33 protein-coding genes are annotated in these 25,896 nt (G+C 64.6%); 19 read left to right on the top strand and 14 right to left on the bottom strand.

The features are described 5' to 3' along the window. Window positions 1-49 precede the first annotated feature (49 nt). Genes AWB81_RS12400 through AWB81_RS12390 form a run of 3 tightly spaced genes read right to left on the bottom strand, consistent with a single transcriptional unit; the run spans window position 50 to window position 3,425 of the window. The gene (locus tag AWB81_RS12400; RefSeq protein WP_062635617.1) at window positions 50-769 is read right to left on the bottom strand and encodes an ABC transporter ATP-binding protein; all 720 of its coding nucleotides are present in this window, start codon (window positions 767-769) and stop codon (window positions 50-52) included. Further along, on the bottom strand, window positions 766-1,548 hold the full coding sequence (locus tag AWB81_RS12395) for an ABC transporter ATP-binding protein (RefSeq protein ID WP_062635615.1): 783 nt from the start codon (window positions 1,546-1,548) through the stop codon (window positions 766-768). Before AWB81_RS12395 ends, AWB81_RS12400 begins: the two co-directional genes overlap by 4 nt. After that, window positions 1,548-3,425, bottom strand: a complete 1,878-nt coding sequence (locus tag AWB81_RS12390) for an ABC transporter permease (RefSeq protein ID WP_062635613.1) — start codon at window positions 3,423-3,425, stop codon at window positions 1,548-1,550. The genes AWB81_RS12395 and AWB81_RS12390 overlap by 1 nt, the downstream gene beginning before the upstream one ends. A 266-nt stretch (window positions 3,426-3,691) precedes the next feature. Between AWB81_RS12390 and AWB81_RS12385 the strand changes: the two genes are divergently transcribed. From AWB81_RS12385 to AWB81_RS12370, 4 genes are all read left to right on the top strand, one after another. Further along, window positions 3,692-3,913 carry a hypothetical protein gene (locus tag AWB81_RS12385; RefSeq protein WP_167306285.1) on the top strand — a complete coding sequence of 74 codons (222 nt, stop codon included), beginning with the start codon at window positions 3,692-3,694 and terminating at the stop codon, window positions 3,911-3,913. Window positions 3,914-4,125: 212 nt separating this feature from the next. Beyond that, window positions 4,126-4,893, top strand: coding sequence for a gamma-glutamyl-gamma-aminobutyrate hydrolase family protein (locus AWB81_RS12380; protein WP_087134919.1), 768 nt, complete (start codon window positions 4,126-4,128; stop codon window positions 4,891-4,893). Next, window positions 4,869-6,203: a glutamine synthetase family protein gene (locus AWB81_RS12375; protein ID WP_062635608.1), complete on the top strand. Its 1,335-nt coding sequence runs from the start codon at window positions 4,869-4,871 to the stop codon at window positions 6,201-6,203. Before AWB81_RS12380 ends, AWB81_RS12375 begins: the two co-directional genes overlap by 25 nt. A 23-nt stretch (window positions 6,204-6,226) precedes the next feature. Continuing rightward, on the top strand, window positions 6,227-7,624 hold the full coding sequence (locus AWB81_RS12370; protein WP_062635706.1) for an aspartate aminotransferase family protein: 1,398 nt from the start codon (window positions 6,227-6,229) through the stop codon (window positions 7,622-7,624). 13 nt (window positions 7,625-7,637) lie between these two features. Here AWB81_RS12370 and AWB81_RS12365 read toward each other — a convergent pair whose 3' ends face one another. Then, window positions 7,638-8,270 carry a TetR/AcrR family transcriptional regulator gene (locus tag AWB81_RS12365; RefSeq protein ID WP_062635704.1) on the bottom strand — a complete coding sequence of 211 codons (633 nt, stop codon included), beginning with the start codon at window positions 8,268-8,270 and terminating at the stop codon, window positions 7,638-7,640. Between the two features lie 140 nt (window positions 8,271-8,410). On the opposite strand from AWB81_RS12365, the gene AWB81_RS12360 reads away from it, so the two are divergent. The 4 genes from AWB81_RS12360 (at window position 8,411) to folE (ending at window position 10,367) form a co-directional block, all read left to right on the top strand. Beyond that, window positions 8,411-8,833, top strand: coding sequence for a YybH family protein (locus tag AWB81_RS12360; RefSeq protein WP_062635606.1), 423 nt, complete (start codon window positions 8,411-8,413; stop codon window positions 8,831-8,833). A gap of 14 nt (window positions 8,834-8,847) precedes the next feature. Further along, entirely contained in the window at window positions 8,848-9,279 is a 432-nt protein-coding gene (locus AWB81_RS12355; protein WP_062635604.1) for a VOC family protein, read from the top strand. Between the two features lie 159 nt (window positions 9,280-9,438). After that, window positions 9,439-9,642, top strand: coding sequence for a hypothetical protein (locus tag AWB81_RS12350; protein WP_062635602.1), 204 nt, complete (start codon window positions 9,439-9,441; stop codon window positions 9,640-9,642). Between the two features lie 74 nt (window positions 9,643-9,716). Beyond that, window positions 9,717-10,367: a GTP cyclohydrolase I FolE gene (gene folE, locus AWB81_RS12345; RefSeq protein ID WP_062635600.1), complete on the top strand. Its 651-nt coding sequence runs from the start codon at window positions 9,717-9,719 to the stop codon at window positions 10,365-10,367. A gap of 7 nt (window positions 10,368-10,374) precedes the next feature. Here folE and epsC read toward each other — a convergent pair whose 3' ends face one another. Both epsC and AWB81_RS12335 read right to left on the bottom strand, forming a co-directional pair. Continuing rightward, window positions 10,375-11,340 (bottom strand): serine O-acetyltransferase EpsC, encoded by a 966-nt coding sequence (gene epsC / locus AWB81_RS12340; RefSeq protein ID WP_062635702.1) that lies wholly within the window; start codon window positions 11,338-11,340, stop codon window positions 10,375-10,377. Window positions 11,341-11,490: 150 nt separating this feature from the next. Further along, window positions 11,491-11,724: a hypothetical protein gene (locus AWB81_RS12335; RefSeq protein ID WP_062635598.1), complete on the bottom strand. Its 234-nt coding sequence runs from the start codon at window positions 11,722-11,724 to the stop codon at window positions 11,491-11,493. Window positions 11,725-12,018: 294 nt separating this feature from the next. Here AWB81_RS12335 and AWB81_RS12330 point away from each other — a divergent pair, with 294 nt between their 5' ends. Next, the gene (locus AWB81_RS12330; protein ID WP_062635596.1) at window positions 12,019-12,642 is read left to right on the top strand and encodes a DUF3005 domain-containing protein; all 624 of its coding nucleotides are present in this window, start codon (window positions 12,019-12,021) and stop codon (window positions 12,640-12,642) included. 79 nt (window positions 12,643-12,721) lie between these two features. Here the strand turns inward: AWB81_RS12330 and AWB81_RS46420 are convergent, their stop codons facing one another. Then, window positions 12,722-12,874, bottom strand: coding sequence for a hypothetical protein (locus AWB81_RS46420; RefSeq protein WP_167306284.1), 153 nt, complete (start codon window positions 12,872-12,874; stop codon window positions 12,722-12,724). Between the two features lie 154 nt (window positions 12,875-13,028). Here AWB81_RS46420 and AWB81_RS12325 point away from each other — a divergent pair, with 154 nt between their 5' ends. From AWB81_RS12325 to AWB81_RS12315, 3 genes are all read left to right on the top strand, one after another. Then, the gene (locus AWB81_RS12325; RefSeq protein WP_062635594.1) at window positions 13,029-13,514 is read left to right on the top strand and encodes a hypothetical protein; all 486 of its coding nucleotides are present in this window, start codon (window positions 13,029-13,031) and stop codon (window positions 13,512-13,514) included. A gap of 66 nt (window positions 13,515-13,580) precedes the next feature. Continuing rightward, window positions 13,581-14,180 carry a short chain dehydrogenase gene (locus AWB81_RS12320; RefSeq protein WP_062635592.1) on the top strand — a complete coding sequence of 200 codons (600 nt, stop codon included), beginning with the start codon at window positions 13,581-13,583 and terminating at the stop codon, window positions 14,178-14,180. A 47-nt stretch (window positions 14,181-14,227) separates the two neighbouring features. Then, a complete protein-coding gene (locus AWB81_RS12315) occupies window positions 14,228-14,647 on the top strand; it encodes a GNAT family N-acetyltransferase (protein ID WP_062635700.1) in 420 nt (139 codons plus the stop codon). 17 nt (window positions 14,648-14,664) lie between these two features. On the opposite strand, the gene AWB81_RS12310 is transcribed toward AWB81_RS12315, so the two are convergent. Next, a complete protein-coding gene (locus AWB81_RS12310; protein WP_062635590.1) occupies window positions 14,665-14,985 on the bottom strand; it encodes a YnfA family protein in 321 nt (106 codons plus the stop codon). 125 nt (window positions 14,986-15,110) lie between these two features. On the opposite strand from AWB81_RS12310, the gene AWB81_RS12305 reads away from it, so the two are divergent. Continuing rightward, entirely contained in the window at window positions 15,111-16,451 is a 1,341-nt protein-coding gene (locus AWB81_RS12305; RefSeq protein ID WP_062635587.1) for an MATE family efflux transporter, read from the top strand. Window positions 16,452-16,454: 3 nt separating this feature from the next. On the opposite strand, the gene AWB81_RS12300 is transcribed toward AWB81_RS12305, so the two are convergent. After that, window positions 16,455-17,537, bottom strand: coding sequence for an alpha/beta fold hydrolase (locus AWB81_RS12300; RefSeq protein ID WP_062635585.1), 1,083 nt, complete (start codon window positions 17,535-17,537; stop codon window positions 16,455-16,457). Between the two features lie 184 nt (window positions 17,538-17,721). Here AWB81_RS12300 and AWB81_RS12295 point away from each other — a divergent pair, with 184 nt between their 5' ends. The 3 genes from AWB81_RS12295 to AWB81_RS12285 are packed head-to-tail and all read left to right on the top strand — an operon-like array spanning window position 17,722 to window position 19,303. Further along, window positions 17,722-18,501 (top strand): DNA/RNA non-specific endonuclease, encoded by a 780-nt coding sequence (locus tag AWB81_RS12295; RefSeq protein WP_062635698.1) that lies wholly within the window; start codon window positions 17,722-17,724, stop codon window positions 18,499-18,501. Beyond that, complete coding sequence (locus tag AWB81_RS12290) at window positions 18,494-18,754, top strand: hypothetical protein (RefSeq protein WP_062635583.1); 261 nt, start codon at window positions 18,494-18,496, stop codon at window positions 18,752-18,754. The genes AWB81_RS12295 and AWB81_RS12290 overlap by 8 nt, the downstream gene beginning before the upstream one ends. A 33-nt stretch (window positions 18,755-18,787) precedes the next feature. Further along, on the top strand, window positions 18,788-19,303 hold the full coding sequence (locus tag AWB81_RS12285) for a methylated-DNA--[protein]-cysteine S-methyltransferase (protein ID WP_062635580.1): 516 nt from the start codon (window positions 18,788-18,790) through the stop codon (window positions 19,301-19,303). Window positions 19,304-19,380: 77 nt separating this feature from the next. Here the strand turns inward: AWB81_RS12285 and AWB81_RS12280 are convergent, their stop codons facing one another. From AWB81_RS12280 to AWB81_RS44670, 3 genes are all read right to left on the bottom strand, one after another. Then, window positions 19,381-20,082: an OmpA family protein gene (locus AWB81_RS12280; protein ID WP_062635579.1), complete on the bottom strand. Its 702-nt coding sequence runs from the start codon at window positions 20,080-20,082 to the stop codon at window positions 19,381-19,383. Window positions 20,083-20,414: 332 nt separating this feature from the next. Then, window positions 20,415-21,089: a DUF2968 domain-containing protein gene (locus AWB81_RS12275; RefSeq protein WP_062635577.1), complete on the bottom strand. Its 675-nt coding sequence runs from the start codon at window positions 21,087-21,089 to the stop codon at window positions 20,415-20,417. A 105-nt stretch (window positions 21,090-21,194) separates the two neighbouring features. Beyond that, the gene (locus AWB81_RS44670) at window positions 21,195-21,626 is read right to left on the bottom strand and encodes a hypothetical protein (RefSeq protein WP_143753565.1); all 432 of its coding nucleotides are present in this window, start codon (window positions 21,624-21,626) and stop codon (window positions 21,195-21,197) included. A 321-nt stretch (window positions 21,627-21,947) separates the two neighbouring features. Between AWB81_RS44670 and AWB81_RS12265 the strand changes: the two genes are divergently transcribed. The 3 genes from AWB81_RS12265 to AWB81_RS12255 all read left to right on the top strand — a co-directional run bounded on the left by AWB81_RS12265 (window position 21,948) and on the right by AWB81_RS12255 (window position 24,217). Further along, the gene (locus tag AWB81_RS12265; protein WP_062635573.1) at window positions 21,948-23,459 is read left to right on the top strand and encodes an ATPase domain-containing protein; all 1,512 of its coding nucleotides are present in this window, start codon (window positions 21,948-21,950) and stop codon (window positions 23,457-23,459) included. Beyond that, a complete protein-coding gene (locus AWB81_RS12260) occupies window positions 23,456-23,812 on the top strand; it encodes a response regulator (protein ID WP_062635571.1) in 357 nt (118 codons plus the stop codon). Before AWB81_RS12265 ends, AWB81_RS12260 begins: the two co-directional genes overlap by 4 nt. Before the next feature lie 150 nt (window positions 23,813-23,962). After that, complete coding sequence (locus AWB81_RS12255; RefSeq protein ID WP_062635569.1) at window positions 23,963-24,217, top strand: CsbD family protein; 255 nt, start codon at window positions 23,963-23,965, stop codon at window positions 24,215-24,217. Window positions 24,218-24,310: 93 nt separating this feature from the next. Here AWB81_RS12255 and AWB81_RS12250 read toward each other — a convergent pair whose 3' ends face one another. Then, window positions 24,311-25,042 (bottom strand): hypothetical protein, encoded by a 732-nt coding sequence (locus tag AWB81_RS12250; protein WP_062635567.1) that lies wholly within the window; start codon window positions 25,040-25,042, stop codon window positions 24,311-24,313. Between the two features lie 16 nt (window positions 25,043-25,058). Beyond that, window positions 25,059-25,838 carry a fumarylacetoacetate hydrolase family protein gene (locus tag AWB81_RS12245; protein WP_062635565.1) on the bottom strand — a complete coding sequence of 260 codons (780 nt, stop codon included), beginning with the start codon at window positions 25,836-25,838 and terminating at the stop codon, window positions 25,059-25,061. Between the last annotated feature and the right edge of the window lie 58 nt (window positions 25,839-25,896).

Below are 25,896 nucleotides of genomic sequence, written 5' to 3'. Positions count from 1 at the left end.
GTTCGGTTAAAACGTTATTGTGCCAGCGGACCGCCGCCGTGCCGAACGTCTAGACAGCGAGATAGTCCCGCCGCACGGCTTCGTCGCGTGCAAGCTCGTCAAGCGTGCCCTCAAAGCGCACCTGCCCGCGTTCGAGCACGTACGCGCGATCGCTCACGAGTTCGGCGAAGTGAAGGTTCTGTTCTGAGAGCAGCACCGAGAGGCCTTCGCGCTTTAGCTGGAGAATCATGTTCGCCATCTGTTCGACGATCACGGGCGCGACGCCCTCCGAAGGCTCGTCGAGCAACACGAGATGCGGGTTGCCCATCAGTGTGCGCGCAACGGTGAGCATCTGCTGCTCGCCGCCGCTCATGCGGCTCGCGAGACGCTGGCGCATTTCACCGAGATTCGGAAACAGGCGAAAGAGGCGCTCGGGCGTCCAGAGCGGCGCGCCCTCGCGCGGGGGCTGACGCCCTGCGTCGAGATTCTCCATCACCGTCAGGTCGCCGAACACGCGCCGGTCCTCGGGCACATAGCCGAGCCCAAGCCGAGCGATGCGATACGGCGGCAGCGCGGCGATACGGTGTCCCCTGAACGTGAGCGAACCCGACGTGCCCGCAAGAAGCCCCATGACTGCCTTCATCGCCGTCGACTTGCCCGCGCCGTTGCGGCCCATCAACGAGACCACTTCGCCGCGTCCGACCTCGAAGCCCACATCGAACAAGACCTGCGCCCGACCATAGAACGCGTTCAGGCCGGTGACTTCCAGCACGGTTTCGCGCGCGCTCATCGCCTGACTCCGCCAGCGAACGTCGCGCGCGGCGCAAAAGACTTGCCGGTGCCGAGATAAACCTCCTGCACGCGCGGATTGTTGCGCACGGTGTTTGCATCGCCCTCGGCGATCAGCTTGCCGCGCGCGAGCACGATCAGTCTGTCGGCGTATTCGAACACCACGTCCATGCTGTGCTCCGTGAACAGCACGCCGATGTTGCGCTCGGCGACGAGGCGTCTGGTCAACGCCATCAGTTCGTTGCGTTCGCCCGGCGCCATGCCGGCAGTCGGCTCGTCCATCAGCAGGAGCTGCGGCCGGTTCGACAACGCAATCGCCAGTTCGACGCGCTTCACGTCCCCATAGGCGAGCACACCGCATGCGCGCCGCGCGTGTCCCGCCATGCCGACTTCGTCGAGCAACGTCATCGCCTCGTCGGCGTGCCATGAGGCTGCGGGCTTCCACAAGCCGAACAGGCGCCGTTCGCGCGATGCAAGCGCCATCTGCACGTTCTCGAGGACCGTCATCGAATTGAAGGTGGCCGCGATCTGGAACGTGCGCCCGACGCCCAGCCGCCAGATGTCGCGCGCCCGCATGCCGGCGATGTCGTTGCCCTTGAAAATGATCGATCCCGCCGACGGTTTCAGCTGGCCGTTGACCATGTTGAAGCAGGTCGATTTTCCCGCGCCGTTCGGACCGATCAGCGCGAGCAGACGTCCGGCGGCGACATCGAAGGAGACGGCATCGACGGCCTTTATGCCATCGAACGACTTCGAGAGATTCGTCACGCGCAACAGCATTACTCGGCCTCCGCGAACCGCTCGCGCACGAATCCGGCGATGCCCTGCGGAAACGCGATGACGAGCAACAGGATCGCCGCGCCGAGCAGCGCCTGCCAGTAGTCGGTCTGGCGTGCGACGGTGTCCTGCAGCCAGGTGAACACCGGAGCGCCGACGAGCGGTCCCGCGAGCGTCTGCACGCCGCCGAGCAGCACCATCACGAGGCCGTCGACGGAACGCCCGACACTGATCACTTCCGGCGAGATGTTGCCCTTCGAGAACGCGTAGAGCGATCCCGCGAGCCCGCAAAAGACCGACGAGATCACGAACGAAGCCCACTGGATGCGCTGCACGTCGATGCCGATTGCCTCGGCGCGCAACGACGAATCGCGCGCTGCGCGCATCGCGGAGCCGAGCGGCGCAAACAGCATGCGGCGCATCAGCAACACCCCGCCTGTCGCGAAGAAGAGCGTCACGTAGTAGTACGCGATGGGCGAGCTCAGCCATGGTGAAGGCCATAGGCCGAGGATGCCGTTGCTGCCGCCCGTCACCGCGTCCCACTGGAAGACGACCGACCATACGATCTGCGCGAACGCAAGTGTGAGCATCGCGAGATAGACGCCCGAGAGCCGCACGCTGAACCAGCCGAACACGATGGCGCCGAGCGCCGCCAGCAAAGGGCCGAGCACGAGCGCCACTTCCATCGGCAATGCGAACACCTTGAGGAACAGCGCCGCGCCATAGGCTCCGAGCCCGAAGTAGGCGGCATGACCGAACGAATGCATGCCGCCCGGTCCCATGATGAAATGCAGGCTCGCCGCGAACAGCGTCGCGATCATGATCTCGACGAAGAGCACCGGCAAGTACGGAAACCAGCCGGCCAGAAGCGGCGCGAACATCAGCACCGCCACGACGATTGCAGCGAACACCCGAAGCCGTTTGCCTGCGGGCCGAAGCGGCGTCTCGGGGAGGCTCATCGAACGCACGCCAGTCTGCGCGCGGCCGAGCAAGCCCCATGGGCGCAGCACGAGCACGATCGCCATCACGACGAATTCCGCGACGAGCGTGAGCTTGCTGAGCGAGAAGTCGATCCCGAAGATCGAAGCATGTCCGATGCCGATGCACAGCGCCTTGATCTCCGCGATCAGCAACGCCGCGATGAACGCGCCCGGAATCGAACCCATGCCGCCGACCACGACGACCACGAACGCATTGCCGATCGTGTCGAGATCGAGCGACAGGTTCGCCGACATGCGCGGCACCTGCAACGCGCCGCCGAGTCCCGCGAGAAACGCGCCAGCGAAGAACACGCCGGTAAATAGCCACGCCTGGTTGACGCCGAGGGCGCCGAGCATCTCGCGATCGCCCGTTGCGGCACGCACGAGCGTGCCCCAGCGCGTGCGCGTGAGCGCATACCAGAGCACGGCGAGCACGAGCGGACCGATGATCACCAATGCGATGTTGTACGCCGGCAGCTGATGGCCGAGCAGCTCGACCGCTCCGGCCAGATGCGGCGCACGCGGGCCGAAGAGATCCTCCGGTCCCCACAGGTACAGCGCCGCATCGTGGAAGATCAGCACGAGCGCAAAGGTGGCGACCAGATTGAGAAGCTCGGGCGCCTTGTAGATGCGCCGCATCACGATCACTTCCACCAGTGCGCCGAGCACCGCGATCACGAAAGCCGCAGCGAGCACCGAGAGCCAGAAGCCGGCAGTCGTCGCGCCGTAGCGGCTTGTCAGGCTATAGGCAACATACACGCCGAGCATGTAGAACGATCCGTGCGCGAAGTTGACGATGCGCGTCACGCCGAAGATCAGCGACAGGCCGGAGGCCACGAGAAAGAGCGCGCAGGCATCGGCGAGTCCATTGACGAGTTGTACCAGCAGGTTCGGAAGCATCGGCTCGGCGGCGGATTGGCGAATGAGGCGTAATTATCAATGAATTGCTGCGACCGGTCTCGATGTCCTTCGTTTCGTTGCAGGCATGCCCGCATGTGCCACCGGACCGAGGAAAAAACGTATTGACGCCGATTTTGGCTCGTATATCCTCGGTGACAGGGAATCGTCAACTTCGCGCACAGCATTCGCGACTTCCAGCGACCCGCGCGACAGCTTCCCCTCGCTTCGTTCGCGAAGCGCTCAAACCTCAACAATCGAGTGAAATCGTGAGAGTCCGAAGCCCTTTGGTCATATGGAGCAGAAGCCTGTACACCGGGCCGTCGCGCGCCGAGCGCTCCATTACCGATCGCTGCGGCAGTCTTTTCGATCGCCGCTTCCAGTCCGCGTTCACCATCCTGTCGCGCCGCTCGGTGCGACGTCACAACTCTGTCGCCGCACGCGCGTTCATCGCGGTCCATTGCGTCGGCGTGTCGTCGCTGCTGCCGTAGCGCCTCTCTCGCTGATCCTTCCGCCTTCAATCCGATTGCTTCATCGCGCCTGAGCGCGGGCCGGCGTTCGTCCTCGCCTTTGCTTTTGTCCTCGCCTTTGCCCGCGCCTGATTGCCGCTGACGACCGGAATCGAACCCAACGGTTTTGCCGCGCGCAAACGCCGGGGCGCAGTGCTGCCCCGTGCGCGCGCACGGTTTATCGAGTTCATCTCATGCGAACCCTTCCTGTAGTCGGAGTCAGTGCGGACAGGACGATGATCGGTGCGCATCCATCGCATGTCGCGGGCGAGAAGTACATCGCCGCGATCGTCGATGGATCGCATGCGCTCGCCTTCGTGCTGCCCGCCCTCGGTGTCAGGCAACCGATAAAAGACGTGCTCGCCGCAGTCGATGGCCTGCTCTTCACAGGCAGTTATTCGAATGTCGAGCCGCATTGCTATGGCGCCGCCGCGAGCGCGCCCGACACCCTGCACGACCCCGCGCGCGATGCGACGACGCTGCCGCTCATGCGTGCCGCAATCGAACGCGGCGTGCCCGTGCTGGCGATCTGCCGCGGTCTGCAGGAGATGAACGTCGCTTTCGGCGGAACGCTGAATCGCGATGTGCACCCATCGCATCGCGAGCGCAAGGACGACCCGCTCGACACCCAGTACGGCCCGTCGCATCCGGTCGAGATCCGTGCGGGCGGCGTACTGCATGCCTTGAGCGGCATGCGCGAGGCACGCGTGAATTCGCTGCATGCGCAGGGCATCGAGCGTCTCGCGGACGGCCTTGCAATCGAAGCCGTCGCGCCCGATGGACTCATCGAAGCGGTCAGAGTGAAGCACGCAGACGCCTTCGCGCTCGCCGTGCAATGGCACCCGGAATGGAAGCACGCGCAAGACCGCCTGTCGGCCGCGATCTTCCGCGCCTTTGGCAACGCATGCCGCAAAACCGCAACCCAGGGACTGACACCATGCAACGCATCGACGAATTTCTGAAGCAGCATCGCATCACCGAGATCGAGGCCATCATTCCCGACATGGCCGGCATCGCGCGCGGCAAGATCATGCCGCGCAGCAAGTTCGAGTCGGGCGAAACGATGCGCCTGCCACAGGCGGTGATGATCCAGACCGTCACTGGCGACTATCCCGGCGACGGCACGCTGACCGACGTCACCGATCCCGACATGGTCTGCGTGCCCGATCCGTCGACGATCCGCCTGATCCCGTGGGCCGTCGATCCGACCGCGCAGGTGATTCACGACTGCGTGCACTTCGACGGCACGCCCGTCGCGATCTCGCCGCGCCGCGTGTTGCGCCAGGTGCTCGACAAGTACGCGGATAAAGGCTGGAAGCCGGTTGTCGCGCCCGAACTCGAGTTCTTTCTCGTCGACATGAACCGCGACCCGGACCTGCCGCTGCAGCCGCCGATAGGCCGGACGGGCCGCCCCGAGACCGGCCGTCAGGCGTATTCGATCGAAGCCGTCAACGAGTTCGACCCGCTCTTCGAAGACATCTACGAGTACTGCGACGTGCAGGAACTGGAAGTCGATACGCTGATTCACGAAGTGGGCGCGGCGCAGATGGAGATCAACTTCCTGCATGGCGATCCGCTCAAGCTCGCGGACCGCGTGTTTCTCTTCAAGCGCACGGTGCGCGAGGCCGCGCTGCGCCACAAGATGTACGCGACCTTCATGGCGAAGCCGATGGAGAACGAACCAGGCTCGGCAATGCATGTGCACCAGAGCCTCGTCGATGCGGAAAGCGGGCGCAATCTCTTCACCGGCCGCGACGGCGAACCGACTGCGCTCTTCTACGGATATCTCGCAGGCCTGCAGAAATACACGCCCGCGCTGATGCCGATCTTCGCGCCGTACATCAACTCGTATCGGCGGCTCTCGCGTTTCATGGCTGCACCGATCAACGTTCAGTGGGGCTACGACAACCGCACCGCCGGCTTTCGCGTGCCGCATTCGGAGCCGGCTGCGCGGCGCATCGAGAACCGCATACCGGGCGTCGACTGCAACCCGTACCTGGCGATTGCAGCGACGCTCGCTGCAGGCTATCTCGGCATAACGCAACACCTCGAACCCACCCAACCGCTCGCGAGCGACGGATACGCGCTCGCGTATCAGCTGCCGCGCAATCTCGAAGAAGGCATTACGACGATGGCCGCATGCGAGCCGCTCGCGGAGATGCTCGGCGAGAAGTTCGTGCGTGCGTATCTCGCGCTGAAGGAAACCGAATACGAAGCGTTCTTCCGCGTGATCAGCTCGTGGGAACGCAAGCATCTTCTGCTGCACGTATGAACGCGAATCAAAGGAGCAAGACGATGAACGATCGAATCGAAGCCATCGCATTGAAGCAGGACCGCACCACCGCCGAATACCGCGCGCTCGACGCCGCGCATCACATCCATCCTTTCTCCGACATGGCCGCGCTCAACCGCGCCGGCAGTCGCGTGATCGTCAAGGCGGAGGGCGTCTATCTCATCGACTCGGACGGCAAGCGCATGATCGACGGCATGGCCGGCCTCTGGTGCGTGAACGTCGGCTACGGGCGGCGTGAGCTTGCCGAGGCGGCTTATCGCCAGATGCAGGAACTGCCCTTCTACAACACGTTCTTCAAGACGACGCATCCGCCCGTCATCGAACTCTCCGCGCTGCTTGCCGAACTCGCGCCCGCGCCGTTCAATCGCTTCTTCTATTGCAGCAGCGGCTCGGAAGCGAACGACACGATGCTGCGCGTCGTCCATCGATACTGGGCAGCGCTTGGCAAGCCGCAGAAAAAGTTCGTGATTGCGCGCAGGAACGGCTATCACGGCTCGACGATAGCGAGCGGCACGCTCGGCGGCATGGACTACATGCACGAGCAGATGCCCTCGAAAGTCGAGAACATCGTGCATATCGACCAGCCCTACTGGTTCGGCGAAGGCGGCGACATGACGCCCGGCGAGTTCGGGCTTGCGCGTGCCCGGCAGTTGGAAGCGAAGATCCTCGAACTCGGGGCCGACAATGTCGCGGCGTTTGTCGGCGAGCCGTTCCAGGGCGCGGGCGGCGTGATCTTTCCGCCTTCGACCTATTGGCCGGAAATCCAGCGCATCTGCCGGAAATACGACGTGCTGCTCGCCGCCGATGAAGTGATCGGAGGATTCGGCCGCACGGGCGAATGGTTCGCGCACCAGCACTTCGGCTTCGAACCGGACGTCATCACCATGGCGAAGGGCCTCACGAGCGGCTATGTGCCGATGGGCGCCGTGGGTCTGCACGATCGCGTGGCGGACGTCATCGTCGCCAATGGCGAGTTCAATCATGGGCTCACGTACTCGGGGCATCCGGTGGCGGCGGCTGTCGCCGTGGCGAACCTGAAGCTGCTGCGCGACGAACGGATCGTCGAGCGCGTGAAGCACGACACCGGCCCGTATTTTCAGAAGCGCCTGCGCGAAACCTTCGAGGCGCATCCCATCGTCGGCGAGATTGCGGGAACCGGGCTCGTCGCGGGCATTCAGCTCGCGCAGGAGCCGCGCACACGTAAGCGCTTTGCTAATGGCGGCGAAGTCGGCACGCTATGCCGCGACTTCTGCTTCGAGGGCAATCTCGTGATGCGCGCGACCGGCGACCGCATGCTGTTGTCGCCGCCGCTCGTCATCTCGCACGCGGAGATCGACGAACTGATCGCGAAAGCCCGGACCGCGATCGATGCAACCGCGCGCGAGCTTCGCCTGTCGTGACGTCGGGCGCCGCTCAGATGCCCTTCTCGACCATGTCGAGGAGGCGCTCGCCGAGCGCCTCGGCCGCGCGGCGATCGAGCTGCTGCAACGGCCCTTCGATCAGCAGCAGCGCGAACCCATGCACCGCCGACCATGCGAGATATTCCGCGTCAGGGCGGCGCGCGGCCGCCAACACCTCCGATTCGACCATCCGGTCCAGCGCCGCACTCAGCAACTGAAACGGATCGAGGCCGCTCTTTCCAGCGCTGTCGGGGTCGTGCGTCCCCCATTCGGATTTCGGCGCGGTAAACGCAGTGCGAAAGAGCCCCGTCTCGGTTTGCGCAAAACGCAAGTAGCCGGTGCCGACGGCGCGCAGGCTCGCGCGCGCCGCGTCCGCGCGCCGCCGCTTCTTCGGCAGCGCAGCAAGCTCGGCTTCCATCGCCATCGCCACCGCTGAAAGCGCTGCCGCGCGCACCGCCGCGAGCAATTCGTGACGGCTCGCGAAGTGCCGGTAAGCGGCATTCGGCACGACACCCGCGCGCCGCGTGGCCTCACGCAGCACGACCGCATCCGGGCCGCCGTCGCGCGCAAGTTCGATGCCCGCATCGAGCAATGCACGCCGCAGATCGCCATGACGATAGGTCGTGCGCGGCTTCGGTTTTGTCATATTGTTTTTTGCAGGCGTCGCAATGTGGACGCCGTCCATTATCTCTGCTATTTTTTGTGGACGGTGTACACAAACAAAAAAATGCCTGCTTTATAGGGGCTTTTTTATTGTTGTGCATCGACGCACGCAAGGAGGCGAGCATGGTCGAATCGAATGGTCGCGCAGGCGCCGAAGCCCGCATCCGCGAACTCATCGCCGAATGGCAGCACGCGGTAATCGCCAAGGACGCCGACTCGCTGATCCGTCACTACGCAAGCGACGTCGTCGTGTTCGACGTCGTGCCGCCCGCATCCTTCACGGGATCGGAGCGCTATCGCGAGCACTGGCAGCGCTGGTTCGATTCCATGAAGGGACCGATCAGCTTCGAGATGAACGACATCAAGGTAGTCACCGATGGCGACGTCGCGTTTGCGCACAGCGTCAATCGTGTCGTCATCGACGGGCAGGACAATCTGGTGCGCGCCACCGTTGGCTTTCGCAGGATCGGCGGCGACTGGCGCGTCGTGCACGAGCACGCGTCGGTGCCGCTCATGATGGACATGGACCCCGACGACGAGTCATAACTCAAGGAGCAGTCATGCTAGTTCAACCGTATCTGTTTTTCGAAGGACGTTGCGAGGAAGCGCTGAAGTTCTATTCGGAGAAACTCGGCGCGCAGTCGCAAATGATGATGCGCTACAAGGAAGGCCCGCAGGAGAACAACGCCTGCACGAGCCGCCCGGAGATGGCGGAAAAGATCATGCATTCGTCAATTCGCATCGGCGAGACCGAGGTGATGGCCTCCGACGGCATGTGCAGCGGCAAGCCGAATTTCCAGGGCGTATCGCTCTCGCTCACGGTCGAGGACGTTGCGCAAGCCGAGCAGTTCTTCAACGCGCTCGCCGAAGGCGGCCAGGTGCAGATGGCGCTCACGCCGACCTTCTTCGCCGAACGCTTCGGCATGGTCGCCGACAAGTTCGGCGTTTCGTGGATGATCCTCGGCGGCCTGCACAAAGGCCCTCCGCAGTGAGCGCACGGCGCGTGCGGCCATGGTGCCCCGCGCGCTGCTGAACACTTTGTCACGGGCGCGCGCTGGCGCGCTTCGTGCATGAGCCGGAACGCGCCCGGCGCGAAGCCTTGGAACGTCTCTTGCGCGCTTTTCCTCTGCCCAAACGCAAGGAGAAGCGACATGAGCAACTATGCCGGACGTTCGCAGGAAGACCGTATCGCCCAACGCAAGGAGCAGAAACCCAGGGCCCAGGAACAGCCGGGCGGAGCAATGGCCCGGGAAGGCACGCAGCCGGACAAGGAGCGCAGTAGCGGCGAACTGTCCGAGAAAGGCAAGGAGGTCTGGCGCACCGGATCCGGCATCGACGGAGGCGGAAAGACCTAGCGCCCGCGCGGGCTTCCTGGAATTCCAAAACGTGGAACAATGGATTTCCCCAGATAAAGCCAGAGGAGTCATCGATGAGCGCCCCGCGTCGATCTAACACTTCCGCTTCGGACACGCCGGCGGCCTCCGTCGATCGTCCTAGCCGCGAAGAGGCCGAAGCCGCCGTCAGGGTGCTGTTGCGCTGGGCCGGCGACGATCCGCGCCGCGAAGGTCTGCGCGATACGCCGGCGCGGGTCATCCGCGCGTACGAGGAATTTTTCCGCGGCTACGAGCAGGACCCGCGTGAAATCCTCGCGCGCACGTTCTCGGAAGTGCAAGGCTACGACGAGATGATCGTGCTGAAGGACATCCGCTTCGAGAGCTATTGCGAGCATCACATGGTGCCGATCATCGGACGCGCGCATGTGGCGTATCTGCCGAGCAAGCGCGTCGTCGGCATTTCGAAGTTGGCGCGGCTCGTCGATGCGTTCGCCAAACGCCTGCAGATTCAGGAAAAGATGACGGCGCAGATCGCCGATACGCTCGATGAAGTACTGCAGCCGCTCGGCGTCGGCGTAATCCTGGAGGCGGCGCATCAGTGCATGTCGACGCGTGGCGTGCACAAGGCAGGCGCGTCGATGGTCACGTCGCGCATGCTCGGCGCCTTCCGCGACGATCCCTCCACGCGCCGTGAATTCCTCGCGATCGTCGGCAATCAGAACGCCTACAGCGTCTCGAACACCTGACGCGAACTCACGCGCCGTAGCTGTGCCCGTTGTCCGGCGGCTCCGTGCCGCTGCCTTCGCGCACCTTGCCCTGTGACACACTGCTCCCCGGCGGCACACTGTGCGTAAGCCACACGTTGCCGCCGATCACCGAGCCCCGCCCGATCGTCACGCGGCCGAGAATCGTCGCGCCCGCGTAGATCACCACGTCGTCCTCGACGATCGGATGCCGCGCGTTGCCCTTAACCAGCACGCCGTCGCTGCCCGACGGGAAGCTCTTCGCGCCGAGCGTCACCGCCTGATACACGCGCACCCGCTCGCCGATCACCGCCGTCTCGCCGATCACCACGCCGGTGCCGTGGTCGATGAAAAAACTCGGGCCGATCGTCGCGCCCGGATGGATGTCGATGCCGGTCGCCGAATGCGCGATCTCGTTGATGAAGCGCGCGAGCAGCGGCACGCCGAGCCGGTGCAGCGCGTGCGCGAGGCGGTGGTGCGTCATAGCGCCCACGCCGGGATAGCACAGCAGGATTTCCGTGATGTGCTGCGCGGCCGGGTCGCCGGTGAACGCGGCCTGGATATCGGAAACGAGCAGCGCGCGGATGGCGGGCAACTGCGCGCCGAATTCGCGCGAGATGTCGAAAGCGCGCTTGCTGAGGTCGACGTCGCCCAGGTCGTGCGACTCGGACAGGAAGCGCAGCGCGCGACGCACCTGCTCGTGCAGCAGCCGCAGCGTGCTTTCGAGCGTATGGCCGACGTAGTAGTCGACGCTTTCGTCGGTCAGATCGGGCGCGCCGTAATGCGTCGGAAAGAGTGCGGCCCGCAGGCCGTTGACGATCTTCACGATCGCATCGCGCGACGGCAGTTCGCGGATACCGAGCGGGTGGCGCGTCCGATGCAACTCCTCGCGCGACGCGCGCAGTCCGGAGACGATGTCGGCGAGTCCCCATTCGGTGGACGGATCGATGGGAGGCGGAGGCAGTTTGTTCGGCATGGTCACGATGAACGAGGCCGCCACGAGCGGACACTGTGAAATGATTGTCCAAGATTAACCGTTTTTGCGGATCGGAGTTTGCTTGGGGCTCGAACCGCCGCGTGTCAACCGTAGGCGTGTTCTTGCCTGCTCGCACTTGCGGCCGCTGGTTCAGACCGTGATGTTGCTCGCGTCGATCCATCGCACGGCCCAGTCGCGGGCGTGCGCGATTGCCTCGTCCGCGTTTCGGAAGCGCAGCTCGGAGGGAAAGAAGCGGTTCGCCACGAGTTCGCCATCGCTCGTTCGCGAGATCACGACGTAGGGCTGAAAGCTGCCATCTCCGGCCCGGGCGGGCGCACAATTGAGTAGATAGCCGCGATGTGAAAAAGCAGCATCATGTTGCATGAGTCACCTGTGTGAAAGTGCCCTGCTAATTCGATTCGGCAACGCGCCAGCGCGAAAGCTCGGCCGCGAACCACACATCGGTTGCGCGGCTCGGTGAGGCTCGATGGAGTCTCGGCTCACGGGCTGGCAGGTTTCAAATCATACTCTGTAGAAAACGGGCTTTGGGTTGAAAAACGTGCGTGAAATTCCGATCATCAGTTGAGCGGCCGCTCCGACAAGGCTTGCAGTTCCGGCGCCAAAAACCCGGAACGAGTCTTGCGGGCGCAAGCTCTCGTTTGCAGAACGGAGCACATCATGAACAACGCGGAAAGCAATGAACCGAAGGACACGCAGGCGCAACGCGCGGGCGAAAGTCCCGTGAAGGTGCCCGAGACCGAGACGGCGCATGTCAAGGTCCAGGACGCCGTGAAGGCCGCAAGCGGGCAGGAAGCGGGGCTCGGACAGCCGGGCGGCTCGGGCGCATCGAAGTCCGGTTACGCGGGCACGGCCGACGGGCCGCTCGGCCTCACGACGGGGCATCCCGTCGGACAGGACGTGCTGAACGACGGATCGCTCGACGACACCGTCGACACCGACGGCAAGAACCGCGATGCGAAGCGCGATATGGAGATGCGCGAGCGCGACCCCGACTCGGTGATCATCTCGAACGCGACGCTCGTCAATTACGTGCGGGAGCCCGGCGACGGCCTCGGCGGCTTCGACAGCCGGCCCGGCCGAAATGGCCTGCTGCTCGCGCTGGAGCGCGGCTACCGGATGATCGACAAGGGCATGGTGGCGCCGCAAGTGACCGACGTCGAGCACCGGCTGCAATTCGAAGAACACGATCCTCACGGGCACACGTTGCGCGGACGCAAGCACTATGCGCTCAACCATATGCGGCCCTCGCGGTTGATCGAGCTGCAGCGCGGCGACAAATAACCGATTCTGCTCGTAACGAAGGGGCCGCAGATGTTCAGCGGCCCCTTCGCATTGCATGGCGTGCTGACAAGCTGACGAATCAATCCTTCTTGCCCTTCTCGTCGTCGGGCTCGATGCGTGTCACGCCGCCCGTCGCCGGTGGATCGCTCGCCGGGAAAGTGTCCTCGACTGCCTTGTCCACGTCTTCATCGTCGCGTTCTGAATGCGGGTTTTGTTCCTTCACGTTGTTCATCGCTGACTCCCTTGCCGTTTCACGGATTCGAAGACATGTCTTCGGGTTGGTTCAGGCGAGCAACCGCCGTTCCAGGCAGGGGCGGCGGCGATCGGGCACGAGTCCTGCGGTGCGTCTCGCGCCGATCAACCCAGCCACTGTAACGGAGCCGGACATGAGTACAGTCAACGCGTATTCAGGCGACACCGCGAGTTCCCTCGAAGCGAGCGAAGCACCAGCACAGACGCGCAACCGCGCCTGGACCGGGCGTATCGAGCGCAATTCACCACACGCCGCCGCGCTCGCGAGCCTGGCATTCGCCTACGCACTCTCGTGGGCGGAACTCGGCCTCGCCGCGACGATCGGTCTTCCCGGCGATACAGGCAGCCACCCGCTCGCGGCGTCGGTCGTCGCGCGCGTGCTCGTCGGCTTGCTGTACCTGTGCGTCGCCACCCGGCTGCAATGGGCGCGCTGGGTGACGGTGGCGCTCGGGTTCGCATCGGTTGCGCTCGTCGCGCCGACGCTCGCGCTTCAGTGGGAGACGTTTCCGGCCGCCGCGGTCGTGTCGGGCGTGGCGCTGGTGTGCAGGCTCAGCGCTTCGCTCTTCCTGCTCGCGCCCTCAGCGGATGTCGAAGTTTCGAAGAAGGCCGGGATCGCCTGAAAACAAAACCCGGGCGCGCAGCCGGTGCACAATGGTGGCCCATCTCCCTTTCTGGATGAGCCAGCCATGAAAATTGCCGTGATCGGTGCAACGGGCACCGTGGGTCGCGCCGTATTTGCCGAACTCGCAAAGCGCCATGAGACCCTCGAAATTGGCGCGACGCGCGGCGCGCATCACGTGGATCTGAAGGATCTCGACAGCATCCGCCGCCTGTTCGATTCCATCGGCCGGGTCGACGCGATCGTCGCGGCCGCGGGCCACGTTCACTTCGGCGAACTCGTGAAGATGACGCCCGAACAATTCCGCATCGGCCTCGACGACAAGCTGATGGGCCAGGTCAACCTCGTGCTCGGCGCGCGCGACTATCTCAACGACGGCGGCTCGTTCACCCTCACGAGCGGCATCGTCGGCGCGGAGGTGATCCGGATGGGCGCGGCTGCGGCCGCGGTGAACGGCGCTATCGAGGGTTTCGTGCGCGGCGCAGCGATCGAGCTGCCGCGCGGATTGCGCATCAACGCGGTATCCCCGACGATGCTCGAAGAAGCGAGCGAGAGTTTCGGCCCGTACTTCCGCGGCTTCGAGGCGGCGCCGGGCGCGCGGGTCGCACTGGCGTACAGCCGCAGCGTCGAGGGCGCCGAAACCGGGCGCGTGTACAAGGTGCATTGACCTCGCTTATGCTCGGTCTCTTCTTCGAGACGAGAGGAGCGAAGCCGATGCAGTGGACGAAAGGCGCATACCGCGTCACGACCGACGTCGACGCATTCCAGTTCGACGTCGTGCACCGCTATCTGAGTGAGGTGGCGTACTGGTCGCCGGATATCGCACGCGAGAAGGTGGAGCGCGCGGCGCGCCGGTCGCTCGCGTTCGGTCTCTTCGAGCGCGATGCGCAGATCGGCTACGCGCGCATGATCACGGACGCGACGACGTTCGCCTATCTCGCCGATGTCTTTGTGTTGCCGGAGCATCAGGGAAAAGGCCTCGGCATCTGGCTGATGGAATGCGTCCTCGCCCACGACGACTTGCGGGGCCTGCGGCGCCTGATGCTCGTCACCTCCGATGCGCATGGCCTCTACTCCAGATTCGGCTTCACGGCGCCCGCGAACCCGGAGCGCATCATGGAAAAGAAGCCGTAGGCGTCGGGAATCGTGCGTCAGACGCGCGGCTGAAACGCGATCACTCCCATCCCGACGAGCGCGATCGCCGCGCCGGCGACATCCCAGGCGCTCGGGCGAATCCGGTCGACTGCCCACAGCCACGCAATCGCCACGCCGATATACACGCCGCCGTAAGCCGCATAGACGCGCCCGGCAGCGGCGGCGTGCAGCGTCAGCAGCCACGCGAAAAGAGCTAGCGACAGCGCGCCCGGCACGAGCAGCCACGGCGATCCGCCTGCCTTCAGCCATCGATACGGAAAATAGCAGCCGGCAATCTCGGCGATGGCGGTGATCACGTAGAGCAGAAAGGTTTTCATGGGCGGTGGCGTGTCAGTCGGACGATCGTGCGGGGGTGCATTATTGTCCGGTCGCAGCCGGCGCGGTTGCGTCGACGCACTTCGCTCGGGACAATGACGCCTTCGCCGCTGTCATCCAATCATAATTGAGCCCCTCCCCCACTTCGTCACCGGCGCCGGTGCGCTGGCATCGCCGCGTGCTGACGCTCGCGTTTCCGATCGTCCTCGCGAATCTCACGCAGCCGATCCTCGGTGCGGTCGATACCGCCGTCGCCGGCCATCTCGACGGCCCGCAGTATCTCGGCGGCGTCGCGCTCGGCGGGCTCGTCTTCAACTTCGTGTTCTGGGGCTTCGGCTTTCTCCGCATGGGCACGACCGGCATCGTCGCGCAGGCGTACGGCGCCCGCGACGACGCCGCGCTTGCCCCGAGCCTTCTGCGCGCGCTGCTGCTCGCCGCCGTGATCGGCGCGGCCGTGCTGGCGTTGCAGGTGCCGCTGATCGGCTTTGGCCTCGCCGCGCTCGGCGGCAGCGACGCCGTGCAGGCAAGCGCCTGCCTCTATTGCCACGCGCGAATCTGGGCCGCGCCCTTCGTGCTCGCGAACTACGTCGTGCTCGGCTATCTGCTCGGCACGCAACGCGTGCGGCTCGCGCTCGTCACGCAGGTCTTTATCAACGCGGTGAACATCGTCGCGGTGCTCGCGTTTGTCTACCGGCTCGACTGGGGAATCGCGGGCATCGGCGCCGCGACCGCCGCCGCCGACGCCTGCGGCTTCGCGCTCGGGATCGCGATCCTGTGGCGCCTGCGCATGCGCGGCCTGCCGCCGCCCGTCTGGGCGCAGCTTCTCGACGCCCGCGCGATAAGGCGCCTCGTCGCGATCAACCGCGACATCTTCGTGCGCACGCTCTGCCTGGTCGGCTCGTTCGGCTGGTTCGCGCATCTCGGCGCGCAGCAAGGCGACGCGATTCTCGCCGCCAACGCGCTGCTGCTGAATTTCCAGACGTTTATGGCATTCGGGCTCGACGGTTTCGCGCACGCGGCCGAAGCGCTGGTCGGTGCGGCGACGGGCGCGCGCGACCGCCACGCGTTCCGGCAGGCTGTGAGGGTGACGATGCTGTGGTCGGCGATCGGCGCGGCGGGCTTCACGCTCGTCTACTGGGCGGGCGGCGCCTGGATCATCGGACGGCTCACCGACCAGGCCGCCGTGCGTGCCGCCGCGCTGCACTATCTGCCGTGGGCGGCCGCGCTGCCGGTCGCCTCGGCGGCGGGCTTCCAGCTCGACGGCGTGTTCATCGGCGCGACGCGCACCCGCGAGCTCATGAAGGCGATGGCCGTCTCGTTCGCCGTCTTCATGCTGGCTGCGTGGGCGCTCGCCGGGCCGCTCGGCAATCACGGACTTTGGCTCGCGCGGACCATCTTCATGGTCGCGCGCGGCGTGACGCTGCTCGTTCAGTTGCCGTCGATCGAACGCGCGGTGACCGCGCGCTGACCATCACCGGCCTTTCACATCCTTCGCTGCGAGCCCGTCGAGCAGCGCCTTGTGAAACGCAGCCGGGTCCTGCATCTGCGGCGCGTGGCCAAGCTCCGGAAACTCGACGAGCTTCGCCCCCGCGATGCGCTCCGCCGCAAGCTTCGCGAGATCGGGATAGCGGCCGAGCATCGGACGAATTTCCGGCGGCGCGAAATCCTTGCCAATGGCGCTCGTGTCCTTGTCGCCGATGAGAAGCAGCGTCGGCACACGCAGTTCGTCGAATTCGTAGACGACCGGCTGCGTGAAGATCATGTCGTAGAGCAGCGCCGAGTTCCATGCGACCACTTCCTTGCCCGATCCGCGATACATGCCCGCGAGCATCTGCACCCACGGCTCGTAGTCGGCGCGCCAGTGGCCCGCGTAGTAGGTGCTCTGTTCGTAGCGGCGAATGCCGTCGGCGCTGGTCTTCAGTTCGCGCGCGTACCAGTCGTCGATGGAAATCGACGGCACGCCCTTCGCCTTCCAGTCCTCCAGCCCGATCGGGTTGACGAGCACGAGCTGTTCGGTCTCGCGCGGATACATCAGCGCATAGCGCACAGCGAGCATGCCGCCCGTCGAATGCGCGATGAGCGTCGCCTGTTTCACGTTCAGCGCCTGCAATAGCGCATGCGTATTGCGCGCGAGCTGCTGGAAGCTGTACTGGTAGCGCACCGGCTTGGTCGATTTGCAGAAACCGATCTGATCCGGCGCGATCACGCGATAGCCGGCTTCGGTCAGCGTCTGGATGGTTTGATGCCAGGTCGCCGAGCAGAAGTTCTTGCCGTGCAGCAGCACCGCCGTGCGGCCGTTCGGACGCGGCGGATGCACGTCCATGTAGGCCATTCTCACCACCTGCCGCTGCGACGTGATCGCGAACTGCGAGACCGGATACGGATAGTCGAAGCCCTGCAGCTCGGAGCCGTACGCGGGACCGTCGTTACTAGAGGCGGGCGCGCTGCTCCCGACGGGCGATGAAGACGACGGGTCCTGGGCGGATGCGTGCATCGCCAGGCATAGCGTCGCGAGCGAAAGGAATGCGGACAGCGAGCGGCTCGTGAGTGTCATGAACGCGTATCGGCTCGATTGGGAAAGGGCGATGCGGGAGATTCTATCGCGCGAGGTTTTTCAGCGTCGAAGCTCGTCCGCGCGTCTGAACTCGTCTTATACTTTGCGGCCTCCCGTCAACCCTGGCGCGTCTGCGCGCCGAGTATCAATTTCGCGCACGAGATTCCAAAGCATGACAATCCGCATCAAGGCAGTTTTCGCCGCACTCGTCGGCGCTACCTGTTTCATTCCAGCCGTTGCATCCGCTTCGCCGCTCTCGTGGATCACGTCGAACGACTGCTCGCAGTTCAGCCCGAACGGGCGCGCGCCGGTCGTCGTCAACGCGAAGATGCGCGCGTCGACGCAATCGCTCTGCTATTCGGATTTCGCGGTGCTGCATTCCGGCATCACGAAAGGCCCGCTGTGGTCGGCGGAACACCTGACGGCGCAGCACGTCGACGACGCGAAGAACAACACGCGCACCAACCGCTTCTTTGCCGAGCACCAGCTCCCGCCCGGCGCGGGCGCGCGGCTCGAAGACTACAAGAAGAGCGGCTACGATCGCGGCCACATGAGTCCGGCCGGCGACCGCTGGAGCAAAAAAGGCATGGCCGAGTCGTTCTCGCTCGCGAACATCGTGCCGCAAAATCCGTCGAACAACCGGCGCGTCTGGTCGCGCATCGAGGAATCGGTACGGCGGCTCGCCGAGGAATCGGGCGACGCCTATGTCGTGACCGGGCCGCTCTTCTCCGGCCGCGAACTGCAGACGATCGGCGAATCGCGCGTGTTCGTGCCGACTCAGTTGTACAAGGTCGTCTATCTGCCGGCGCGCAAGCTGGCGTTCTCGGTGGTGGTCGACAATACGGCGACCGACACGTACACCGTAAAGACCGTGCGCGAACTGGAGGCGATGAGCGGGCTGCAGTTTCCGGGCATCCCCGACGCGCTGAAGGACAAACGAATTGGAGGATTGAAAGGTGTTTAAGCCATTTGCCAACGATACCGACGTGCTCAACGTCAACGGCGACGCATTCACCGTGACCAATGGCGAGACGCGCATCGCGATTGCCGCCGACATCGGGATCGCGCGCGACAAGACCGGGCTCGCGACGGCGATCGCGTTGCAGAAGGCGCTGAATGCGATCGTCGATGCGTTGCAGAAGGACGCGTCGCTGCCGGCCAGAATCGCCGACGAGCCGCCCGCGCCGGCGGGCAAGACCGACAACCCGTTCATCTGACGCGCTGTCCGTCAAAGGACGCGGGGACGCGAAATGATCGAATGCCATGTTGCCCCGAGCCCGCTCGGGCACATCCTGTACCGTGCCGAAGGCGACAGCCTGACCGGGCTCTTCTTCGTCGGACAGAAGCATTTTCCGGCGGGAGTGGCCGCGCCGACCTTGTCCGAAGGCGCGCCGGGTGCGCGCGTGATCGCCGAAGCGCGCGAACAGGTCGACGCGTATTTCGCCGGTGAGCGGCGGGCTTTTTCGGTGAAGCTGCGACTCGACGGCACCGCTTTCCAGCTGCGCGTGTGGGGCGCGTTGCAGGAAATTCCTTTCGGCGACGCCTGGACCTACGGTGATCTCGCGCGACGGCTCGGCTTGCCGCCGGGTTCGTCGCGGGCCGTGGGCGGCGCGAACGGACGCAATCCGGTGGCGATCATCGTGCCGTGCCATCGGGTGATCGGTGGCGATGGCGCGCTGACCGGTTATGCGGGCGGCGTGCAGCGAAAGCAACATCTGCTCACGCTGGAAGGCGGCCCGGGACGCGCGCAACTCGACCTGTTCTGAATCGCGTCCGAGCCGCATGTTAAAAACCCCGCACGCCTCACGGCCTGCGGGGTTTTTTATCGGACTGCGTTTTCCGCTTACTGCTGCGTGCTGACCCGAATCTCGACACGGCGGTTCTGCGCACGGCCTGCCGTCGTCGCGTTCGACGCAACCGGATTCGCTACACCGAAGCCTTGAGCCGCATAGCTCTGCGAACGCAGGCCGTGGGTCTTCAGATACGACAGCACAGCTTGTGCGCGGCGCTCGGAAAGCTGCTGGTTGTGTACGGCCGAACCCGTGGAGTCCGTATAGCCCGCGACCTGCACCGACTTGAACGTGACGTTCTGGCCAGCCTGAATGAACTGGTCGAGCGTGCCCGTGGCCTTCGGCGTGAGCGTTGCGCTGTCGGTGGCGAAGTTGGCGTCGCCGCTCAGGTTGATCTGACGCGGCATTTCCGGTGCGGGCTGAGGAACCGGCTCGGCTGCCGGCACCGGCGTGGCGACTTGCGGCGCGCCGCACTGGAACGTGACGATGCGCGGATCGTTGATATCTTCATTCGCCGCGCGCAGGCGCTCCATCGTGTCGAGCTTGTACGCGGGCTGGTCGCCGCAAACACGCTGCGCTGCTTCGACGCACGCGCTCACGCTTTCGAGCGCACCGTGACATTCCGCGCGATAGGCCTTGGTGCCGTTCGCCGTCTGAATCTGATAAACGTTGTACTTCGGTCCCTGGGCGACGGTGGTGCAACCGGCGATCACGCCGATCGAAAGAAGACTTGCTATGACTAGTTTTTTGGACATCTCGGTTACCGTTCTGAATACTTCCTGCCTGAAAAATCGAGACAAATGCGCACTGCTTGGGCGCCAGACAGCAACCCGATCTTCACAGCCACCTTATTCGCCTCTTGTCGACGATCCAGATCACCGAATTAATTGGGAATCCGAAAATCGCGCGGAATCTTAGCATGGGGTATCCGCTCCTTTTCACGCGAAAAATCCTAAACCGCGAAGCCCGTCGCCAAGTATTTTTCGCACACGGCGCAGCCGTTCGCGATGCCTGCGCACAAATGAAAAGCGGCCGCAATGCGGCCGCTCTCGTCTACCCGGATCTCTTCCGACAGGTCACATTTGCTTCACTTCGCCGGCCTCGGCAGATCGCCTTCCTGCTGCTTCTGCAGATCCTGCACGCGGGCCTGCAACGCGCGCAACTGCGCCTGCGCCGCCGCCTGCTCGTTGCGCAGCTCGCGGATCGCCTCCTGTTGCTGCTGCTGACGGTCCGCCACCTGGCTCTGCTGCGCACGCGCGACATCGAGGTCCGCCTGCAGGCGGTTCGCCCGGTTTTGCTGCGTTGCGATCAGACGGTCCGCGTAGGCCTTTTCCGCTTCCAGCTTGATGCGGCGTAATTCGGTATCGGAAAGCTGAACCGTCGATTTCGCGAAATCCGCATATACCGATTCCGCGCGAGCGTCGTTTTGAGTCTTGATTACGCGCCAGAATTTCTTTTGCTGAAACATTGCGACGTAATAAAGCATTTCGTCCGGGTAATACAGCAGACTGGCGCCGTAACTGCCGTTATATGTCGTGCGCAACTCGCGCACTTTTCCGTCGCGAATCATTTGCTGCAATTCGGCGATATCGCCGCTTGCCAGCTGTTGCTGCGCGTCGTCGGAACTGCCCGACAGCACGTCGCGACGGCCGCCGATGTCGGCCGCCGCATTGCTGGCCGGCCCCGCGGCCATTGCTTCGGCGGTGACATGCAGCAATCCCGTCGCCAGCATGGCGCATGCGCAGATCGATCTGTAATTCATTTAGTGTCCGTCTACTCAGAGAAATGCCTGTTCTTTCAGATTATGGCGACTTGAAACGTCGAATTCCAGATTTTTACCGTGCGGCACGAGTTTGCGGATTTCGTTTCACGCAATGTCCGAATTAACCGGCGACTTAGAGCGAATCGCCGCGATGCCAGCGATCCAGCGCGGTATTTCCCGATTCCGCGTGACGCCAGCGATGAGACGCGAGTAAAACCGCAAACTCGCCGACGCTTCCCGCGGCGTTGCGACGATGCGTCGGTCGACTTCCGCGGAAGGCGTGGCTTTGGAAAAAATCCCCGTATCGACGACCTCGCTGAGGTCCGCGACCGGGGCGGTCCCGGACGACGACATATCGACAAGCGCGCCGGAAACGAGCATCGCGGTGAGAACGGCAAGGTGGGACGGGGACATGGATCGGGTCGATTGCTGAGCCCGCATGCCTTCGGAGCAAAAGTCCTGTGCATGGGCGGGCAAGGTGCATGAAGCGCGGTTCCGTTTGGCCCCGGCGCGGCGGACCGTAATAAGACCATCCACGGCGCGCGCGAGGCATCAGAGCCATCCCAAAATCGCCATGCCTGCGCGGGCGGCTTCGTGGCGGCGCGCGCCGTTGACAAGTGTGAAGCCCGGCGGGCGCGGAAAATGCTGCGTCCAGCGCAGATTGGGCATGCGTTTCGAAGGGCTTGCCGGGCGAGAATCCGAAGGCGCAAACAGCCGCCGACAGGGACAAAAAAGCGGCCGGCAAATCACTCGTGGTCGGCACCCTTGGTTGCCAAAAGCGCATTGCCACGCGACACCCGGCGCCCGCTCGGCCATAATTCGCGTTCGCACGGCGCTTTGGCACACAAAGACACACTCATGATCAAAGACGAAACGGCATCGAAGGAGCCGGCTCACCAGCCCGCAACCGATGCGACCAACATCACGACCGGCATTCCGGGCCTCGACGACATCCTCGGCGGCGGGCTGGTCGAAGGTGGCCTGTACGTGATCGAAGGCATGGCGGGTGCGGGCAAGACCATACTTTCGTCGCAGATCGGCTTTCATCGCGTCTCCGAAGGCGACATGGTGCTGTACGTCACGCTGATCGCCGAGTCGCACACGAAGCTCCTCGGCCACCTGCGCGCCCTCTCGTTCTACGACGCTGACGCGATCTCCGACCGCATGCTCTTCGTCTCCGGCTATCACGAGCTGATGCGCGACGGCCTCTCGGGCTTCCTCGCGCTGATCGCCTCGACGATCAAGGCGAACCGCCCGCGCTTCATGGTCATCGACGGCTTTCGCAGCGCCCGCGAATTCAGCGCGACCGAGCTGGAACTCTCGCAGTTCATTCACGAACTTAGCGCGTTCGTCACTGCCGCACGTTGCACCACCGTGATCCTCGCGCCGCTGTCGGGCAACGAACCGCATCCGGAACACACGCTCGTCGACGGCCTGATCGAGCTGAACCGCTACAGCACCGGCATGCGCCGCGCCCGCGAGATCGAAGTACACAAGCTGCGCGCCCGCGACCATCTGCTCGGCAAGCACTTTTTCAAGATCACCGGCGACGGACTCGTCACGTTCCCGCGCCTGGAAGCGCGTCCGTCGCTGATGGAAAGCGCGCCGGACCTGAAGTCCAGGCTCGCCTTCGGGATGCCCGAATTCGACGCGATGATGGGCGGCGGTGTCGTCAAGGGCTCGACCACGACGCTGATCGGGCCGTCGGGCGTCGGCAAGACGCTGCTCGGGCTCAAGTTTCTCGAAGCGGGTGTCGAGCGCGGCGAGCGCTGCGTGTACTTCGGCTTCTATGAATCGCCGGAGCGGCTGATTGCGAAGGCCGAGGCCGTGTCGATCAGGCTCGCGGACGCCGCGAAGGACGGCCGGCTCACGATCCAGTGGCAACCGGCGGTGGAACTCGCGATCGACGAACTCGCCGCCGAACTCGTCGCGGTGTTGAAGCGCACGAACGCGTCGCGGCTCGTGGTGGATGGCATCGAGGGTTTTCACGACTCGGCGAACCGCGTCGAGCGCTTCGGCCTGTTCCTGAACGCGCTCACGCACCGACTGCGGCAGGCAGGCGTAACGACCCTCCTGACCGAGGAACTGCCGCTTTATACCGACGCGGTCCACACGCAGGCGATGCGCGCCTCCGCGATGACCGAAAACATCGTGTTGCTGCGCTATGTCGAGGCGAATTCCGGGCTCTACCGGATGCTCTCGGTTATCAAGCAGCGCGAGAGCGCGCACGATTCAGCGATCCGCCGCTTCGTCATCGACGAGCGCGGGCTGCACGTGACCGAAGGCTTCATCGGCGCGACCGGCCTTTTGTCGGGGCGCGGTTCGATCGGCCCGTCGCTTTCGGTGTCCGATTCCGGCACGCGGACATGAAGAACATTCTTGTCGTCGACGACGAATTCGACATCCTGACCACCTGGCGCCTCGTGCTGCAGATGGAAGGCTACGAAGTCGTCACGGCCTCCAACGGCGCTGCGGCGCTCGAATCCGCGCGCCGCCACGTGCCCGATCTGATCATCACCGACTGGATGATGCCGAAGATGGACGGCGTCGCGCTGATCCGCGAACTCTCCCGCGACGACACGCTCTCGCAAGTGCCCGTGGTGCTGATGAGCGCGGCCGCGAAGGCGCCGCAGATCGAGCACGCGGCGCTTGAGTTTCACCGCAAGCCGCTTTCCATCGACGACCTGCTCGCCGCGGTGGTACGGCTGATCGGCGCGGCCTGATTGCCGGCGGGAAGGCGCCGCCCGACAGAATCTGCGAGCACCCGTGCTGGGCACAAAGCGTGCTGCACCTAGCGTTCCGGTCACGCCGGAATCTTCGGTCGAGTCCTCTGAGGATTCGATTCACACGATTCAATTCGAACGGGAGGCACCATGGTGCAGGATCAGGTAGAAGGCGCGGCGCAGACCGTCGTGGGCAAGGTGCAGGACGCAGTCGGCGCGATTACCGGCGATGCCTCGACGCAAGCGGAAGGCAAGGCGCGCCAGGCGTTGGGATCGCTCCAGCAGAGCTACGGCCAGACCATCGACAACGTGCGATCCGCCGTCGTCAGCCAGCCGATCAACGGTGTTCTGATCGCGGCCGCTGTCGGCTTCGTGCTCGGCGCGCTATGGAACCGCGATCGCTGAGCGAAGGCCGGGCGCGTCGAAGACACGCGTCGCATGTAAAAACGGCGGTCCGCTGCAAGGCGAACCGCCGTTTTGTTTGCTTGCCAGGCTCGACTACTTCGAATAGCTCGCACGCGATTGCATCGCGCTCGCGTGCGACGCCGCGCAGCCGATCGCGAGCGCGATGCCCGTCACGAGCAATGCACCGCTGCCTGCGAAGATTCCGACCGCGACCACCGAACACGCCGCGAAACCATTGAGCGTCGATACGAGCCCAGGCCACGCCGGGCCAGCGAGCGCCATCGTCAGATGAGAGGAGATCAGCGCGGCCGTCGCGCTCACGATCACCACTGCGAGCGCGCCAGCCTCCCGCCCGGCCGCATAGCCGATCACGGCACACACGCCCGCGCAGGCGAAGTGAAGCGAGCTTGCGAGCGACGCGTCCCTGACCGCGAAGCGCAGTCGCGAGACCAGCGCGACGCCAGCGAGCGCAACGCTCCCGCCGATCAGCGCCGCGACCGGTTCGTCCGGTTTCGCGAAGGGCGTCGAAGCGAGCGCCGCCGCGGCGATCATGCCGTGCAGGCAAGAGAGGCGCGGTGCGCGATCGATCCTGAAGCGCGCGCATACCGCCGCCGCGCCGCCCGCGATACCGAGTGCGACGATCATCGACAACACGGCTGTGGCGCTGCCGCTCGCCGCATGCGCGAGCACGATGCCCGCGCCCATCGCGCCGATTTCCCACAGCACACGCCGGCGCGCCGCCGAGATGCCGCCGGTCGCGCGCAGCGCCTCCATCATCGCGACGACTGCCAGCACGCAGAGCGCGCCGTCGAGGGCGTCGAACATGGCGCCTCCCCGCGCGCTATGCCGCCAGCCGGTTGGAGAGCTTGCCGATTCCTTCGATCGTCACATCGACGGTCGAGCCGTCCTTGATCGAGCCAACGCCGATCGACGTGCCGCACATGATCACGTCGCCGGGCACGAGTGTCATGTCGGCGGAGACCATCGCGACCTGCTCGGCGGGCGAGAAGATCATGTCGTCGAGCGGATAGTTCTGGCGCTCGACGCCGTCGAGCGTCGTGACGACGTGCGCGGAGCGCCAGTCGAAGCCGGTGGCGATCGTCGGTCCGAGGCAACTGAACGTGTCGAAGCCCTTCGAGCGGCACCATTGCGCGAAGTTGGGATCTTCCTGCAGCAACTCGATCGCCGTGACGTCGTTCACGCAGGTGTAGCCGAAGATCGCGCTTTCCGCTTCCTCGACGCTCGCGTTGCTGCACGTCCTGCCGATCACGATGCCGAGTTCGCCTTCGTAGGCGATCTTGCCCTGATAGCTCTTCGGGCGGCGAATGTCCGCTTCCGGCCCGATCACCGACATCGGCGGCTTGATCAGAAAGAGCGGGTGCTTCGGCGGTGCCTTGTCGAGTTTCTGCGACAGCGCGTAGAAGTTGTTCCAGAGCGCCACGACCTTGCTCGGCTGGCAGGGCGCGAGCAGCGTCACTTCGCTGAGCGCAAACGAGTTATTGGTGGGCTTGGGCTTTTCGAAAAGCGCGCCGTCGTATTGAAGGACGCGGAGTGCGTGCTGATCGAGCGTGCCGAAGCCGATGCGGCCATCGGCATCGCGAAAACGGATCCAGTTGGTCACGAAGCTTTTTCCTTGAAAGTGTATGTGGGGCGCGCCAGCATGCATGCCGGCGCGCGCA

This window comes from Caballeronia arationis (assembly GCF_001544975.2).
GTDB lineage: Bacteria > Pseudomonadota > Gammaproteobacteria > Burkholderiales > Burkholderiaceae > Caballeronia > Caballeronia arationis.
The sequence above is the reverse complement of the archived record's forward strand: the minus strand, read 5'-3'. Positions and strand labels throughout refer to the sequence as shown.

What these genes read in the sequence shown, in the direction of transcription:
- AWB81_RS12355 (WP_062635604.1), top strand. Translation starts at nt 8,848, where the DNA reads ATGCTAGTTCAACCGTATCTGTTTTTCGAAGGACGTTGCGAGGAAGCG.
- AWB81_RS12255 (WP_062635569.1), top strand. Translation starts at nt 23,963, where the DNA reads ATGGTGCAGGATCAGGTAGAAGGCGCGGCGCAGACCGTCGTGGGCAAG.
- AWB81_RS12300 (WP_062635585.1), bottom strand. Translation starts at nt 17,537, where the DNA reads ATGACACTCACGAGCCGCTCGCTGTCCGCATTCCTTTCGCTCGCGACG.
- AWB81_RS12350 (WP_062635602.1), top strand. Translation starts at nt 9,439, where the DNA reads ATGAGCAACTATGCCGGACGTTCGCAGGAAGACCGTATCGCCCAACGC.
- AWB81_RS12400 (WP_062635617.1), bottom strand. Translation starts at nt 769, where the DNA reads ATGAGCGCGCGCGAAACCGTGCTGGAAGTCACCGGCCTGAACGCGTTC.
- AWB81_RS12310 (WP_062635590.1), bottom strand. Translation starts at nt 14,985, where the DNA reads ATGAAAACCTTTCTGCTCTACGTGATCACCGCCATCGCCGAGATTGCC.
- epsC (WP_062635702.1), bottom strand. Translation starts at nt 11,340, where the DNA reads ATGCCGAACAAACTGCCTCCGCCTCCCATCGATCCGTCCACCGAATGG.
- AWB81_RS12285 (WP_062635580.1), top strand. Translation starts at nt 18,788, where the DNA reads ATGATCGAATGCCATGTTGCCCCGAGCCCGCTCGGGCACATCCTGTAC.
- AWB81_RS12250 (WP_062635567.1), bottom strand. Translation starts at nt 25,042, where the DNA reads ATGTTCGACGCCCTCGACGGCGCGCTCTGCGTGCTGGCAGTCGTCGCG.
- AWB81_RS12370 (WP_062635706.1), top strand. Translation starts at nt 6,227, where the DNA reads ATGAACGATCGAATCGAAGCCATCGCATTGAAGCAGGACCGCACCACC.
- folE (WP_062635600.1), top strand. Translation starts at nt 9,717, where the DNA reads ATGAGCGCCCCGCGTCGATCTAACACTTCCGCTTCGGACACGCCGGCG.
- AWB81_RS12375 (WP_062635608.1), top strand. Translation starts at nt 4,869, where the DNA reads ATGCAACGCATCGACGAATTTCTGAAGCAGCATCGCATCACCGAGATC.
- AWB81_RS12380 (WP_087134919.1), top strand. Translation starts at nt 4,126, where the DNA reads ATGCGAACCCTTCCTGTAGTCGGAGTCAGTGCGGACAGGACGATGATC.
- AWB81_RS12320 (WP_062635592.1), top strand. Translation starts at nt 13,581, where the DNA reads ATGAAAATTGCCGTGATCGGTGCAACGGGCACCGTGGGTCGCGCCGTA.
- AWB81_RS12265 (WP_062635573.1), top strand. Translation starts at nt 21,948, where the DNA reads ATGATCAAAGACGAAACGGCATCGAAGGAGCCGGCTCACCAGCCCGCA.
- AWB81_RS12390 (WP_062635613.1), bottom strand. Translation starts at nt 3,425, where the DNA reads ATGCTTCCGAACCTGCTGGTACAACTCGTCAATGGACTCGCCGATGCC.
- AWB81_RS12260 (WP_062635571.1), top strand. Translation starts at nt 23,456, where the DNA reads ATGAAGAACATTCTTGTCGTCGACGACGAATTCGACATCCTGACCACC.
- AWB81_RS12280 (WP_062635579.1), bottom strand. Translation starts at nt 20,082, where the DNA reads ATGTCCAAAAAACTAGTCATAGCAAGTCTTCTTTCGATCGGCGTGATC.
- AWB81_RS12395 (WP_062635615.1), bottom strand. Translation starts at nt 1,548, where the DNA reads ATGCTGTTGCGCGTGACGAATCTCTCGAAGTCGTTCGATGGCATAAAG.
- AWB81_RS12330 (WP_062635596.1), top strand. Translation starts at nt 12,019, where the DNA reads ATGAACAACGCGGAAAGCAATGAACCGAAGGACACGCAGGCGCAACGC.
- AWB81_RS12325 (WP_062635594.1), top strand. Translation starts at nt 13,029, where the DNA reads ATGAGTACAGTCAACGCGTATTCAGGCGACACCGCGAGTTCCCTCGAA.
- AWB81_RS12365 (WP_062635704.1), bottom strand. Translation starts at nt 8,270, where the DNA reads ATGACAAAACCGAAGCCGCGCACGACCTATCGTCATGGCGATCTGCGG.
- AWB81_RS12335 (WP_062635598.1), bottom strand. Translation starts at nt 11,724, where the DNA reads ATGCAACATGATGCTGCTTTTTCACATCGCGGCTATCTACTCAATTGT.
- AWB81_RS12315 (WP_062635700.1), top strand. Translation starts at nt 14,228, where the DNA reads ATGCAGTGGACGAAAGGCGCATACCGCGTCACGACCGACGTCGACGCA.
- AWB81_RS12360 (WP_062635606.1), top strand. Translation starts at nt 8,411, where the DNA reads ATGGTCGAATCGAATGGTCGCGCAGGCGCCGAAGCCCGCATCCGCGAA.
- AWB81_RS46420 (WP_167306284.1), bottom strand. Translation starts at nt 12,874, where the DNA reads ATGAACAACGTGAAGGAACAAAACCCGCATTCAGAACGCGACGATGAA.
- AWB81_RS12275 (WP_062635577.1), bottom strand. Translation starts at nt 21,089, where the DNA reads ATGAATTACAGATCGATCTGCGCATGCGCCATGCTGGCGACGGGATTG.